10 protein-coding genes and 2 pseudogenes are annotated in these 13650 nt (G+C 59.3%); 9 read left to right on the top strand and 3 right to left on the bottom strand.

Annotation, left to right across the window (positions count from 1 at the left end; all coding sequences use genetic code 11):
* The first annotated feature begins 266 nt into the window (after positions 1-266).
* The 4 genes and pseudogenes from F8N85_RS02590 to F8N85_RS02575 all read left to right on the top strand — a co-directional run.
* Complete coding sequence (locus F8N85_RS02590; RefSeq protein ID WP_150802112.1) at positions 267-2156, top strand: DUF1302 domain-containing protein; 1890 nt, start codon at positions 267-269, stop codon at positions 2154-2156.
* A gap of 28 nt (positions 2157-2184) precedes the next feature.
* Complete coding sequence (locus F8N85_RS02585) at positions 2185-3549, top strand: DUF1329 domain-containing protein (protein WP_150802111.1); 1365 nt, start codon at positions 2185-2187, stop codon at positions 3547-3549.
* 217 nt (positions 3550-3766) lie between these two features.
* On the top strand, positions 3767-6505 hold the full coding sequence (locus tag F8N85_RS02580; protein ID WP_150802110.1) for a LuxR C-terminal-related transcriptional regulator: 2739 nt from the start codon (positions 3767-3769) through the stop codon (positions 6503-6505).
* A 69-nt stretch (positions 6506-6574) separates the two neighbouring features.
* Positions 6575-6973, top strand: a pseudogene (locus F8N85_RS02575) (ABC transporter ATP-binding protein); the annotation flags it as partial.
* Between the two features lie 342 nt (positions 6974-7315).
* On the opposite strand, the gene F8N85_RS35400 reads toward F8N85_RS02575, so the two are convergent.
* On the bottom strand, positions 7316-7681 hold the full coding sequence (locus F8N85_RS35400) for an Abi family protein (protein ID WP_263596365.1): 366 nt from the start codon (positions 7679-7681) through the stop codon (positions 7316-7318).
* Positions 7682-7778: 97 nt separating this feature from the next.
* A pseudogene (locus tag F8N85_RS35395) lies at positions 7779-7880 on the bottom strand (Abi family protein); the annotation flags it as partial.
* A gap of 366 nt (positions 7881-8246) precedes the next feature.
* Between F8N85_RS35395 and F8N85_RS02565 the strand changes: the two are divergent.
* Both F8N85_RS02565 and F8N85_RS02560 read left to right on the top strand, forming a co-directional pair.
* Positions 8247-8888 (top strand): MBL fold metallo-hydrolase, encoded by a 642-nt coding sequence (locus F8N85_RS02565; RefSeq protein ID WP_150802109.1) that lies wholly within the window; start codon positions 8247-8249, stop codon positions 8886-8888.
* 116 nt (positions 8889-9004) lie between these two features.
* The gene (locus F8N85_RS02560) at positions 9005-9697 is read left to right on the top strand and encodes an OmpA family protein (RefSeq protein ID WP_150802108.1); all 693 of its coding nucleotides are present in this window, start codon (positions 9005-9007) and stop codon (positions 9695-9697) included.
* A gap of 80 nt (positions 9698-9777) precedes the next feature.
* Here the strand turns inward: F8N85_RS02560 and F8N85_RS02555 are convergent, their stop codons facing one another.
* The gene (locus F8N85_RS02555; RefSeq protein WP_150802107.1) at positions 9778-10212 is read right to left on the bottom strand and encodes a YhcB family protein; all 435 of its coding nucleotides are present in this window, start codon (positions 10210-10212) and stop codon (positions 9778-9780) included.
* Positions 10213-10358: 146 nt separating this feature from the next.
* Here F8N85_RS02555 and F8N85_RS02550 point away from each other — a divergent pair, with 146 nt between their 5' ends.
* The 3 genes from F8N85_RS02550 to zapE all read left to right on the top strand — a co-directional run bounded on the left by F8N85_RS02550 (position 10359) and on the right by zapE (position 13552).
* A complete protein-coding gene (locus tag F8N85_RS02550; RefSeq protein WP_191636095.1) occupies positions 10359-10988 on the top strand; it encodes an alpha/beta hydrolase in 630 nt (209 codons plus the stop codon).
* A 24-nt stretch (positions 10989-11012) separates the two neighbouring features.
* Entirely contained in the window at positions 11013-12368 is a 1356-nt protein-coding gene (locus F8N85_RS02545) for a tryptophan--tRNA ligase (RefSeq protein WP_150802105.1), read from the top strand.
* An 89-nt stretch (positions 12369-12457) separates the two neighbouring features.
* Positions 12458-13552: a cell division protein ZapE gene (gene zapE / locus F8N85_RS02540; RefSeq protein WP_150802104.1), complete on the top strand. Its 1095-nt coding sequence runs from the start codon at positions 12458-12460 to the stop codon at positions 13550-13552.
* The last annotated feature ends 98 nt before the right edge of the window (positions 13553-13650 follow it).

Raw genomic sequence — 13650 nt, 5'->3', positions numbered from 1 at the left:
TTTCAGCCATGCTCCCCCGGCCGGCATCTGCCGGACTGGCGAAAGGACTGTTCCAGAGTGGTTGGGGGCTGCAAATCACACTTTAGAGGGATCAAGCAGTACTACCTGCTGGCTATAGTCCGCTCAAGGATTTTTAAGAACGGGGCAAACGCACAAAACACCGCGATGCAACTCTGACTGGCTTCGGGACAACCTGGCTCCCTGCCACTCAGAGCGTTTTTAGAAGTGCTCACTGCCATAAAAATAAAGCACATGGAGTAGCGTCGATGACATCAGTAAACCAGTTCTGGCGCCGGGCGAAATTGCCCCTGGCGGTCAGTCTCGCCTCTACGCTCGCCGGGCCAGCATTCGGCGTCAGTTTCAATATCGGTGAAATCGAAGGTCAGTTCGACTCGTCCCTGTCGGTCGGCGCCAGCTGGTCTACTCAGAGCCCCAACAAGAACCTGATCGGTGTCAACAACGGCGGCCACGGCCTGTCCCAGACCTCCGATGATGGTCACGCGAACTTCAAAAGCGGCGAAACGTTTTCGAAGATCTTCAAGGGCATTCATGATCTTGAATTGAAATACGGCGATACCGGGGTCTTCGTCCGGGGCAAATACTGGTACGACTTCGAACTCAAAGACGAACATCGTCTATTCAAGGACATCAGCGACGAAAACCGCAAAGAGGGCGCCAAGTCCTCTGGCGGGCAGATCCTCGATGCGTTCGTCTACCACAACTACTCGATTGGCGATGAGCCGGGCTCGGTTCGTCTGGGCAAGCAGGTCGTCAGCTGGGGTGAAAGTACCTTCATCGGCGGCGGCATCAACTCGATCAACCCGATCGATGTGTCCGCGTTCCGCCGTCCAGGCGCCGAGGTCAAGGAAGGGCTGATTCCGGTCAACATGTTCTACGTCTCGCAAAGCCTGACCGAGAACCTGTCGGCCGAAGCTTTCTACCAACTCGAGTGGGACCAGACCGTCGTCGATAACTGCGGCACCTTTTTCTCGCAGCCGGACATCATCGCCGATGGCTGCGAAGACAACCTGCGTGTACTGAACAAGCGCTCCACACTGCCTCCGGCTGCCGTGGCTGCAGCGGCCGGTTTAGGCGTCAATGTCAACGATGAAGGTGTGCTGGTTCGTCGCGGTGGGGACCGCGATGCACGCGACAGCGGCCAGTGGGGCGTGACGTTCAAGTACAACTACGAGCCGCTGGACACCGAGTTCGGCGCCTATTTCATGAACTACCACAGCCGTGCGCCGATCTTCAGTGCCACGGGGGCACCGCAGTCGATTTATAACCTCGCCGCGGGATTGCCAGCCGCATTCAGACCGCTGGCCCCATTGCTGGTGGCCGGTAGCTCCGAATACTTCGTCGAATATCCGGAAGACATTCGCCTCTACGGCCTGAGCTTCTCCACCACCCTGCCTACCGGTACCGCGTGGCAAGGCGAGATCAGCTACCGTCCGAACGCGCCGGTGCAACTGAACTCCACCGACATCCTGTTCTCCGGCGTGGTTCCATTGGGCGGCAGCCTGACAAACGCTTCGTTGCTCCGGGGGGTACCAGGAGAGGACCTGCACGGCTATCGCCGCAAGGAAGTCACCCAGATCCAGACGACCTTCACGCACTTCTTCGATCAGGTCATGGGCGCCAGCCGTCTGACCCTGGTGGGCGAAGTAGGCATGACCTATGTCGGCGGCCTGGAAAGCAGCTCCAAGCTGCGTTACGGCCGTGATCCGGTCTACGGTCCGGGCGAATTGCCGGCAACCGGCGGCGTCGACACCTGCGCCAACATCCTCAACGCCAGCACCATCAACGGTGCCGGGCCAGGCGCCGCGCAAAACAACCGCAGCCGCAACTGCGACGACGAAGGCTTCACTACGGCAGCCTCCTGGGGTTATCGCGGTCGTGCCATCTGGGAATACAACGACGTATTCGCCGGTGTGAACCTCAAGCCGAACGTGGCCTGGTCCCATGACGTCAGCGGCTACTCGCCTGGCCCTGGCGGCAACTTCGAAGAAGGCCGTAAAGCCGTGAGCCTGGGTGTCGATGCCGAATACCAGAACACCTACACCGCGAGCCTGGCCTACACCAACTTCTTTGACGGCAAGTACACCACCGTAGATGACCGCGATTTCGTTGCGCTCAGCTTCGGCGTGAACTTCTAAGCACTGCATCTTCAGGACGAACAAGAATATGAAAATAACCAAGAGTCTGTTGCACGTCGGTGTCCTTGGGCTTTCCCTGCTGGCGACCAGCGTCATCGCAGCGGTACCTGCGGCTGAAGCGGACAAGCTGGGCAAAAGCCTGACGCCGATGGGCGCAGAAATGGCAGGCAATGCCGACGGCTCGATTCCAGCCTGGAAACCCATGGCCAAGAACGCCGGCAACGTCGACAGCAAAGGCTTCCTGTCCGACCCTTTCGCCAGTGAAAAACCACTGTTCACCATCACCGCGCAGAATGTCGATCAGTACAAGGACAAACTTGCCCCGGGCCAGTACGCGATGTTCAAGCGTTACCCGGAAACCTTCAAGATGCCGGTCTATCCGTCCCATCGCAGTGCGACCGTGCCGGATGCGGTGTTCGCCTCCATCAAGAAGAACGCCACCACGACCAATCTGGTGTCTGGCGGCAACGGTCTGGAAAACTTCGAGACCGCCGTGCCTTTCCCGATTCCAAAAAGCGGCGTCGAGGTGGTCTGGAACCACATCACCCGCTATCGCGGCGGCAGCGTGACCCGTCTGGTGACCCAGGCCACGCCACAGCCGAACGGCTCGTACAGCCTGGTGTACTTCCAGGATCAGTTCGTGTTCCGCGACAAGATGAAGGACTACGATCCAGCAAACCCGGGCAACATCCTGTTCTACTTCAAGCAGAAAGTGACCGCGCCGGCACGTCTGGCCGGTGGTGTGCTGCTGGTGCACGAAACCCTCGATCAGGTGAAGGAACCGCGTTCGGCGTGGGTCTACAACGCCGGTCAGCGTCGCGTTCGCCGTGCGCCACAAGTGTCCTATGACGGTCCGGGTACCGCAGCCGACGGCCTGCGTACTTCCGACAACCTGGACATGTACAACGGTGCGCCGGATCGTTACGACTGGAAGCTCGAAGGCAAGAAAGAGATCTACATTGCTTCCGACAGCTACAAGCTCGATTCGCCGCAGCTCAAGTACGCCGACATCATCAAGGCCGGCCACATCAACCAGGACCTGACTCGTTACGAGTTGCGCCGGGTCTGGCATGTGGTTGCGACCTTGAAGGAAGGTCAGCGTCACATCTATGCCAAGCGTGACTTCTACATCGACGAAGACACCTGGCAAGCCGCGGTGATCGATCACTACGACGGTCGTGGTCAACTCTGGCGTGTGGCTGAAGCTCACTCCCAGAACTATTACAACGTTCAGGTGCCGTGGTACACCGTGGAAACCCTCTACGACCTGCAGTCCGGCCGTTACCTGGCACTGGGCATGAAGAACGAAGAGAAACAGGCATATGACTTCGGCTTCACCGCGACCACCAGTGATTTCACCCCTGCCGCACTGCGTCAGGAAGGTGTTCGCTAACAGGCAGTAAGACAGAGGCCGCAACCTCTGAACGCCCCGACCGGTTCGGGGCGTTTTCTTTTGGGCGCAAAAAACCACCCGCCGGCAAAACTGGACTGACAATTCTGGTCGCAGTCTTTTTCCATCAATTTGTAGCAATAACCTTCAACATCAGGCCTTTTACCGCTAGTCTGCGGACATCTGCAATGCCGACAACAGCAATTAACAAGAGTTGGCTATGACTGACCTGTCCCGTACACAAGGGCCATCCGGCGTTGCTGTTCCAGCACTGGAAGGGCGCTTTTACCGTCCACCCTTGCCTGACGGCTATGTACTGCGGCCTCGCTTGTGCGAGCGCCTGAGTGCCGGCTTGAGCGGGCGTTTGCTGTTGGTCAGCGCTCCGGCCGGGTTTGGTAAAAGCTCGCTGGCGGTGGAGTTCTGTCAGGGCCTGCCGGCTCACTGGCGAAGTCTCTGGCTGGGCCTGAGTCCCCGCGACAACGATCCCGGGCGCTTCCTCGAACGTCTGCTCGATGGTCTTCAACACTATTTCCCGCGTCTGGGCAGCCAGGCCCTCGGCCTGCTGAAAATGCGTCAGCGGCACCAGCCGTTCGCCTTCGAAGAATGGCTCGATGGGCTGCTCGATGAGCTGGCCGATCACCTCGTGCCGAGCAATCCATTATTGCTGGTGCTGGATGACTATCACTTGGCCCAAGGCGCGGTGCTCGATCGCTGCCTGCAATTTTTCCTCAATCATTTGCCCGATGGCTTGCTGGTACTGGTCACCAGCCGGCAGCGACCGGACTGGCACCTGGCGCGGCTGCGGTTGTCCCGGCAGTTGCTTGAACTGAATGAGCAAGACCTGCGCCTGACCCACGACGAATCCCTGGCCTTGCTCGACCGGCACAGCAGTTCGTTGCGTGGTGAAGCCCTGGAAAGCCTGATCCAGCGCAGTGAAGGCTGGGTCGCCGGATTGCGCTTCTGGCTGCTGGCGGCCTCCGAAGCAGGCAATGACGGTGCATTGCCCCAGGTGTTGCACGGCGGCGAAGGGTTGATTCGCGATTATCTGCTTGAAGAGGTGATCGATTGCCTGCCCGTCGAAGTGCAGTCATTCCTGTATGACACCGCGCCCCAGGAGCGTTTTTGCAGCGAGTTGTGCGACGCCGTGCGCGAAGCCCACGACAGCGCCGAAATTCTCCGTTACCTGCAGGCCCATCAGGTGTTCCTGGTGCCCCTGGATGACCAGGGCCATTGGTACCGTTATCACCACCTGTTTTCCGACCTGCTGCGGACCCGTCCCACGGCCAATGCGGTATTGCCGGCGGCCAGCCTGCACCTGCGGGCCTGTCGCTGGTTCAATGCCCAGGGCCTGCTCGACGAAGCGGTGGAGCAGGCGTTGCGTGCCGGGCATCTGGATGTCGCGGCGAATCTGGTGCAGAACCTTTCCGAAGAGCAGCTGTTGGCCGAACAAAACGTCGGCATGCTGCTGCGCTGGAAAATGGACTTGCCCGACAGCCTGCTGATCAGCACGCCACGGTTGATCGTGCTCTACAGCTGGGCGCTGGGATTGGCCTGTCAGCTGGACGCAGCCGAGGAACTGGCTAGCCATTTGAGTCGCTTCCTGCCGGCGCCTTCGGAGACCGCGCAGAAATCCATGCTGGCGCAATGGCTGGCACTGAGCGGAATCATCGCCCGTGGTCGCGGCAACCGCGAGTTGACCCGGCTTTATTGCACCGAAGCACTGGAAAGCCTGCCGCAGAAGCGTTACGGCCAGCGTTTGATGTGTCTTTCGACCCTCTCCAATCTGGCGATTGCCGACGCCGACCTGTGGCGTGCCCGAGGCTTGAACCGTGAGTCTCTGGAGTTGGCGCAACGGGTCGGCAACCCGCTGTTCGAAGCCTTGGCCCATTCCGATCGGGCGCGGGTGCTGCATGCCCGTGGGGAAATCCTCCGCGCGCTCGATGAAGTGCGCCAGGGTTTGCAGCGTCTGCAGGGGTTGTCCGCCCTGCGGTTGTATGCGGTGCGTGCGCGCCTGACCCTGTACGAAGGGTTTTTGCTGACGCTGCTTTCCCAGCCCGAAGCCGGTCTGGCCCGATTGCAGGCGGGCCTGATCGAAGCGCGAGCCTGTCGGGATATCAGCGTGTTGATCGGCCATTGCGCGATCGCCACGCTGGAAGGCAACAACGGTCACTTCGCCAGGGCTTTCGCCGAACTGGCCGAGGCCGAACGGCTGATGCATATCTGGGACGTGCCGCCGATCTACTACCTGGCGATGATTACCCTGGTGAAATGCCAGCTGTGGCTGGCCCAGGGCCGTACCGATCTGGCCGAAGCCTGGCTGGCGCGGTTGGGGCAGACCTATAACGGTGAACAGGCGGCCGCGCCTCCGGAGTTCCATCCGCAACTGCCGCTGCACATCGAACTGCAACAGGCGTTACTCGAGGTGATCCAGGGGCAGCCTGCGGTTGCTGAGCAACGATTGAATAAACTGGTCGAGCACGGACGGCAAACCGGCCGGCTGATACTCAGTGTGATGGCGTTGAATCAGAAGGTGGCGTTGCTGCTCGGCAGCGGGCGCGAGCCTGAAGCGCGGCAGGCCCTGATTCAGGCGTTTGAAGCGGCGTCGGGGGGTGCCCTGCAACCTTTCGAGTGGTTGCTGAGCGGGCATCCAGACTGGCTGCGAGAACAACTCCCGCAGTGCCCGCAACCGGCATTGCGTAAAAGTCTGCTTGAACGTTTACCGGTAGCTGTGGCCCGTGAGCCGATCGAACCGCAGCATCACATGGAAAACCTCAGTGCTCGTGAACTGGCGGTTCTGCAATTGATCGCCCAAGGGTGCTCGAACCAGGAAATCAGCGACCGGCTGTTCATTTCCCTGCACACGGTAAAAACCCACGCTAGCCATATCAACAGCAAACTCGGCGTCGGACGCCGGACCCAGGCCGTGGCGCGGGCGAAGGAGTTGGGGGTGTTGGGTTGAACACAGCCCCACAGGAAATCACCGAGATCTCTCAGACTTCGCCGTCAACTGCTCCCGACAATAATCCCGTTTGCCGACAACTTTGCCAAACAACTCTCCGGCGGCATGATGCAACGCGTCGCCATCGCCATCGCCCGGGCCCTGGCCAACGACCCACAAATCCTGCTGATGGACGAACCCTTCGGCGCCCTCGACAGCCAGACCCGCCTGCAAATGCAGCAATTGCTCTTGCGGGTCTGGGGCAACAGCAAGAAAACCGTGCTGTTTGTCACCCGTGACATCGACCAAGCCATCCTCCTCGGTGACCGCGTCTACGTCATGGGCGCCAGGCCCGGGCGGATAAAAAAGATTCTGGATGTGCCCATCGACCGGCCACGGACCCTGGACATGGTCATGGAGCGGTCGTTTATCGAGATGAAACGGGAGATGTTCGGGCTGTTGCATGAAGAGATGGGGGAGGAGCATTGAACCCATTCGCGGGCAAGCCTCTCTTGTATGTTTAGACTTGAAGGGGTGGGTGGGGCGCATAACCTGTGGGAGCGGGCTTGCCCGCGAAGACGGCGGAACAGGCACCATAGACCACTAGTATTGGACTAGCTGGCAGTCACGAAAAAGAACATGCGTGAGGCCTCTGAGCCGATGTGTAACGAGTTGCGTTGAAGGGGGCGGAATCATAGGCCTTCGGTACCTGCCGGTAGTTGACGAGAGGCCCTCAACCCATATAATTAATCGCAACACGGCCCCTGTCGATTGATGCGCTACGGCGCTGAGATTGCTCAGGGGTTTTTTATTGCCTGGCTTTCTCCCTTGCTACCAGTCTCGTTTTTGCCAGTCCTGGTCGGTTCCCATTCCGTCCAGGCTGAGATCCAGATGGGTCAGATTCAGGAATTCATTTTCCAGCAGTGCCTTCAAGCGTTTCCCCCAACTTGATGATGGGTTGGTGACCTTCATCAGATGTTGGGTAATACACAAAAGCATGAACGGACGAGCCCGGCGTTGGGCGTCATCGTGGAAGGCGAACAGTGAGGGGGCCTGCTGTACTGGTGGCAGTTTCGGTTGGTCGACGATGTTTCGGTTCCACAGGCGACTGTGATGGGCGCACACGTTGCGTAGATAGTTCAGGCTGCGCAGCCAGCAGGCGCAACTTCTTATCGAACACGTATAGGTCGACCGCATTCTGGAATGTCGTCCCCAGCTTGAAATTGTCCAGGGGAAGGCGAGTAGGCTTGGTCCTGGATAGTTTTTGATTACCCTGATGATAGAGCGGGCAACAGAGTTCAGTGCGCTCGCGAAAGGCAAACCAATAGCCGCTGAGACGGTAGTAGCCGATGCGCTCCAGATACTCCAGGGCTTTGGGTTGATCGGTCACTACCATGCCACGAACCATTGGCAGTTCAAGCTGCTCCTGATAGCTCTGCCACGGTTTAGGATAGCGCTGCGTCATCGGTACATCACCCTGGCCACCCATGGCAGCTTCACGTTTTTCATACTTTAAATCGGCTGCTCGGAACCAGGGCGCGTCAATTTGCCTGGATGATTTCCTGTTGTTTCGAGATTGAACTCAACTTTGTCGGGACCGGGCTTCAACGAAAAGTCTTCACGGGCTAACCCGTTCCCACAAGGACACTACTTGACCTTGTGGGAAAGACCGGGCGACGTTTGCTTGCTCGCGAAGACTCTGGATCAGCCAGCTCATGTTTTGTGCCAGAATCGCCCATCACTGATTTCCGAGCACGCCCCGATGTCCCAACAGCCCGCCCTTATCCGCGAAACCTTCCCCGTCGGCCCGTTGCAGTGCAACTGCACGATCATCGGCGATCCGATCACGAAAAAGGCCATCGTCGTCGATCCGGGTGGCAATCATGAGTTGATCCTGGCGCGGCTCGATGCCTTGGGCCTGAAGGTGGTGAGCATCATTCACACCCACGCCCATCTCGATCATTTCCTGGCGTCTGGCCAGATGAAGGAAAAAACCGGCGCCACGCTGCACCTGCATAAGGAGGATCAGTTCCTCTGGGACAACCTGGAGATGCAATGCCGCACGTTCGGCGTGCCCTATACGCCAGTGCCGCCTCCGGATCGCTGGTTGGCCGATGACGAAGAACTGGCCTGCGGCTGTGGGGTGGCGTTGCACACACCCGGACATACACCAGGGTCTATGAGCTTCTGGTTTTCCGAGGCTAAGCTGCTGATTGCCGGTGACACACTGTTTCGTCGCGGGGTAGGGCGCACGGATTTGTGGGGCGGCGACCAGGCGACCATCGTGCGCTCGATCAAACAGCGCCTGTACACCCTCGATGAAGACGCCACCGTGATCACCGGGCATGGCCCCGACACCCGTCTGGGCGATGAAATGCGCGAAAACCCGTTTGTGCGGGCCTGATGGATTTGCCTGGAGGAGCCGATGGAATTTTTACCGTCAGTCGTGTTCCAACGCCAGCTAAGGTCTATTGCCAGCGTCCGCTGCACCACAGAATGCAAAAAAAGTAGGAGCTTTCCATGTTCACCTCGCGTCGTTTGATTATTGTCGCTACTGCCGTGGCTTTGCTGTCTGGCTGCGCTTCGCAGAACCCGTATGACAACCAGGGTCAGGCCGACAGCTCCACGGGCATGAGCAAGACCGCCAAGTACGGTGGGCTGGGTGCGTTGGCCGGGGCGCTGGCCGGTGCCGCCATTAGCCACGACAACCGTGGCAAGGGTGCGCTGATTGGCGCCGCAGTGGTCGGTGCTTCCGCCGCCGGTTATGGCTACTACGCCGACCAGCAGGAAAAGAAACTGCGTGAGAGCATGGCCAATACCGGGGTTGAAGTGCAGCGTCAGGGCGATCAGATCAAGCTGATCATGCCGGGCAACATCACGTTCGCCACCGATTCGGCGAATATCGCCTCAGGCTTCTATCAGCCGCTGAACAACCTGGCGGGCTCCCTCAAGGAGTTCAACCAGAACCAGATCGAAATCGTCGGCTACACCGACAGCACCGGCAGCCGTCAGCACAACATGGACCTGTCCCAGCGTCGGGCCCAGAGCGTGGCGACTTACCTGACCTCCCAGGGCGTCAGCGGTGCGAACCTGACTTCCCGCGGTGCCGGTCCGGATAATCCTGTCGCCAGCAACGGCGACGTCAATGGCCGCGCGCAAAACCGTCGGGTCGAGGTCAATCTCAAGGCGATTCCTGGCCAGCAATACCAGTAAGCCCGGCTCAACCGCAGGCGTAAAAAAGCCCGGCCGATCAATGATCGGCCGGGCTTTTTAGTGTCGTTCGAAAAGTACGGTTATTTCTTCAGGCCATAGTGCTCATCGAGCATGCCGGGTGCATTCGGCGTTTTTGGCGCGTAATCTTTCGGCGGTTCCTGACTGCGCGGTGGCGTCAGGCGTTCCCGTGGAGCCTGCACGGAATCGGCGTGCAGTGCGGCCAGCAGGCGTTGGCGAGTCAGTTCGTCGAGGGCCAGACGGTTGGCGCCCTCGGCGAGATGATCTTGCACATCCTGATAGCTTTGAGTGAGTTTCTGCACCAAAGACGCCGTGCTGTTGAAGTGGGTGACCACTTCATTCTGATAACTGTCAAAACGTTCCTGAATATCATCCAGCTGACGTTGCGTGCGGTTAGGCGCGGCATTCGGCAGCAGGCGGGCGATCAGGAATCCAATGGCGACACCAGCAACCAGGGCAAGAGTCGGCAACAGCCAAACTAAGAGCGAGTGTTCCACGAGTCCTTCCTCTATAAACGGCTTTGCTTTACGTTAACGGCTCGGACCTGCGCTGTATACCGCGACGAGATCGCAATCATGCCAGGCGCAGACTTTTAGCTAGACGAGTCGACCCAATTCGAGGTCACGGAGTTCCTTCCTTGCTTATGCGTGAAACCCCAGTATTTATCGATGGCCCGGTTGGCCAATTGGAAGCCTTGTACCTGGATCTGCCCGACGCCCGTGGCCTGGCGCTGATCTGTCACCCCAATCCGGTGCAGGGTGGGACCATGCTCAATAAAGTCGTGTCGACCCTTCAGCGCACAGCGCGGGACGCCGGCTTGATCACCTTGCGCTTCAACTATCGCGGGGTTGGCGCCAGTGCCGGCAGTCACGATATGGGCACCGGTGAAGTCGATGATGCCCAGGCTGCGGCCCAATGGTTGCGTGCCAAACACCCTGAGTTGCCAATCACCCTGTTCGGTTTCTCCTTTGGCGGTTTCGTCGCGGCGAGCCTGGGTGGTCGCCTGGAAGCCAAGGGCGAAACACTTGCTCACTTATTCATGGTCGCGGCTGCGGTCATGCGCCTGGGTGATCAGGACCTGTTGCCGAAAAACTGCCCGCTGACCCTGATTCAGCCGGAAACCGACGAAGTCATCGACCCGCAAGCCGTCTACGACTGGTCCGCAGCCCTCGATCGCCCCCATGAGCTGCTGAAAGTGGCAGAATGCGGACACTTTTTTCACGGCAAGCTGACGGAACTCAAAGATCTGATCCTGCCGCGCCTTTCGAATTGATTGCAGTCTGATAAGCGATTACCCATGACTACTCGTACGCGAATTCTCACCGGCATCACCACCACCGGCACACCGCACCTGGGCAACTATGCCGGGGCCATCCGTCCGGCGATCCTCGCCAGCCGTGACAGCAATGCCGATTCCTTCTACTTTCTGGCCGACTACCACGCCCTGATCAAGTGCGATGACCCGCTGCGCATCCAGCGCTCGCGTCTGGAAATCGCCGCGACCTGGCTGGCCGGTGGTCTGGACGTGGATCGGGTGACCTTCTATCGCCAGTCCGATATCCCGGAAATCCCTGAGCTGACCTGGCTGCTGACCTGCGTAGCGGCCAAGGGCCTGCTCAACCGTGCCCATGCCTACAAGGCCTCGGTGGACAAGAACGTCGAAACCGGTGAAGACCCGGATGCCGGCATCACCATGGGCCTGTACAGCTACCCGGTGTTGATGGCTGCGGACATTCTGATGTTCAACGCGCACAAGGTTCCGGTCGGTCGCGATCAGATCCAGCACGTGGAAATGGCCCGCGACATCGGCCAGCGCTTCAACCACTTGTTCGGCCAGGGCAAGGAATTCTTCACCATGCCCGAAGCGCTGATCGAAGAAAGCGTCGCGACGCTGCCGGGCCTCGACGGGCGGAAGATGTCGAAAAGCTATGACAACACTATTCCGTTGTTCAGCAGCGCCAAGGAAATGAAAGACGCCATCTCGCGGATCGTCACTGACTCCCGCGCCCCCGGCGAGGCCAAGGATCCGGACAACTCGCACCTGTTTACCCTGTTCCAGGCCTTTGCCACGCCGGCGCAGGCCGATGAATTCCGCAGCGAACTGCTGCAGGGTCTGGGTTGGGGCGAAGCCAAGAATCGCCTGTTCCAGTTGCTGGACAACGAACTGGGCGAGTCCCGCGAACGTTATATCAAGCTGCTCGAGCGTCCGGCGGACCTGGAAGACATCCTCCGGGCCGGCGCGAAGAAAGCGCGCAGTGTCGCCACACCGTTCCTCCACGAACTGCGTGAAGCCGTCGGCCTGCGTTCTTTCGTCAATCAGGCGCAAACCACCACGACCACCAAGAAGAAAGCCGCGAAAGCCCCGCGTTTTGTCAGCTTCCGTGAAGACGACGGCAGCTTCCGCTTCCGTCTGCTGGCGGCTGATGGCGAGCAATTGCTGCTCTCTCGCAACTTCCCCGACGGTAAAACCGCCGGTGCGGTGAGCAAGCAGCTGCAAGCGGGCAAGGACCTGGATCTGCGCAGCGAAGACCTGAGTTTCAGCGTCTGGGTGGAAGGTGAGTGCGTGGCGGACAGTCCGGCCTTCGCTGACAGCGCTGCGCGGGATGCCGCCATCGAGGCTTTGCGGGTGGCTCTGAGCCCTTCGCAGGACTGATTCGGGACCAACCCGACCAAGGGTTGATTGCCATTCTCGAGGGCCGTCGCTACAGTGACGGCCCGTTTTTGTTGCCTTGCTAACGAATTATGACGCCCCTAGAACGATATCAAGCTGATCTGAAACGCCCGGAATTCTTCCATGACGCCGCCCAGGAAACTGCCGTGCGTCATTTACAGCGCTTGTACGACGATCTGGTCGCAGCCTCGCAGAGTAAGCCGGGCCTGTTCGGCAAGCTGTTTGGCAAGAAAGAGCAGGCACCGGTCAAGGGTCTGTACTTCTGGGGCGGCGTTGGCCGCGGCAAGACCTACCTGGTCGACACCTTCTTCGAAGCCCTGCCGTTCAAGGAAAAGGTCCGCACTCACTTCCACCGCTTCATGAAGCGCGTGCACGAAGAGATGAAGACTCTGCCAGGCGAGAAAAACCCGCTGACCATCATCGCCAAGCGTTTCTCCGACGAAGCGCGGGTGATCTGTTTCGATGAGTTCTTCGTCTCCGACATTACCGACGCGATGATCCTCGGCACGCTGATGGAAGAGCTGTTCAAGAATGGCGTGACTCTGGTCGCGACCTCGAACATCGTCCCGGACGGTCTGTACAAGGATGGCCTGCAACGTGCGCGCTTCCTGCCGGCTATCGCCCTGATCAAACAGAATACCGACATCGTCAACGTCGACAGCGGCGTCGATTATCGTCTGCGCCACCTGGAGCAGGCTGAACTGTTCCACTTCCCGCTGGACGCCGCGGCCAACGAAAGCCTGCGCAAGAGCTTCCAGGCCCTGACACCGGATTGCACACTGGCTGTCGAAAACGACGTGCTGATGATCGAGAACCGTGAAATCCGTGCCCTGCGCACCTGCGAAGACGTGGCCTGGTTCGACTTCCGCGAACTCTGCGACGGCCCGCGCAGCCAGAATGACTACATCGAGCTCGGCAAGATTTTCCATGCCGTGTTGATCAGCGACGTCGTACAGATGACCGTCACCACCGACGACATCGCCCGACGCTTCATCAACATGGTCGACGAGTTCTACGACCGAAACGTCAAGCTGATCATCTCCGCTGAAGTCGAGCTCAAAGACCTCTACACCGGCGGTCGTCTGAACTTCGAATTCCAGCGCACCCTCAGCCGTCTGCTGGAAATGCAGTCCCACGAGTTCCTGTCGCGGGCGCACAAGCCGTAGGATATTTCGGAAATTAAAAAGGGCCTGCGTTGCAGGCCCTTTTTTTGTGCTGAAGATCAAAAGATCGCAGCCTACGGCAGCTCCTACAGGGTCATGTT

The organism is Pseudomonas fluorescens (assembly GCF_902497875.1).
Classification (GTDB): domain Bacteria; phylum Pseudomonadota; class Gammaproteobacteria; order Pseudomonadales; family Pseudomonadaceae; genus Aquipseudomonas; species Aquipseudomonas fluorescens_BR.
Note: the sequence above shows the minus strand (reverse complement) of the source record. Positions and strands in the feature narration are given on the sequence as shown.

Excerpts from the sequence above, each read along its gene's own strand:
- F8N85_RS02565 (WP_150802109.1), top strand. The coding sequence starts at position 8,247 with ATGTCCCAACAGCCCGCCCTTATCCGCGAAACCTTCCCCGTCGGCCCG.
- F8N85_RS02550 (WP_191636095.1), top strand. The coding sequence starts at position 10,359 with ATGCGTGAAACCCCAGTATTTATCGATGGCCCGGTTGGCCAATTGGAA.
- zapE (WP_150802104.1), top strand. The coding sequence starts at position 12,458 with ATGACGCCCCTAGAACGATATCAAGCTGATCTGAAACGCCCGGAATTC.
- F8N85_RS02585 (WP_150802111.1), top strand. The coding sequence starts at position 2,185 with ATGAAAATAACCAAGAGTCTGTTGCACGTCGGTGTCCTTGGGCTTTCC.
- F8N85_RS02590 (WP_150802112.1), top strand. The coding sequence starts at position 267 with ATGACATCAGTAAACCAGTTCTGGCGCCGGGCGAAATTGCCCCTGGCG.
- F8N85_RS02560 (WP_150802108.1), top strand. The coding sequence starts at position 9,005 with ATGTTCACCTCGCGTCGTTTGATTATTGTCGCTACTGCCGTGGCTTTG.
- F8N85_RS02545 (WP_150802105.1), top strand. The coding sequence starts at position 11,013 with ATGACTACTCGTACGCGAATTCTCACCGGCATCACCACCACCGGCACA.
- F8N85_RS35400 (WP_263596365.1), bottom strand. The coding sequence starts at position 7,681 with ATGCGGTCGACCTATACGTGTTCGATAAGAAGTTGCGCCTGCTGGCTG.
- F8N85_RS02580 (WP_150802110.1), top strand. The coding sequence starts at position 3,767 with ATGACTGACCTGTCCCGTACACAAGGGCCATCCGGCGTTGCTGTTCCA.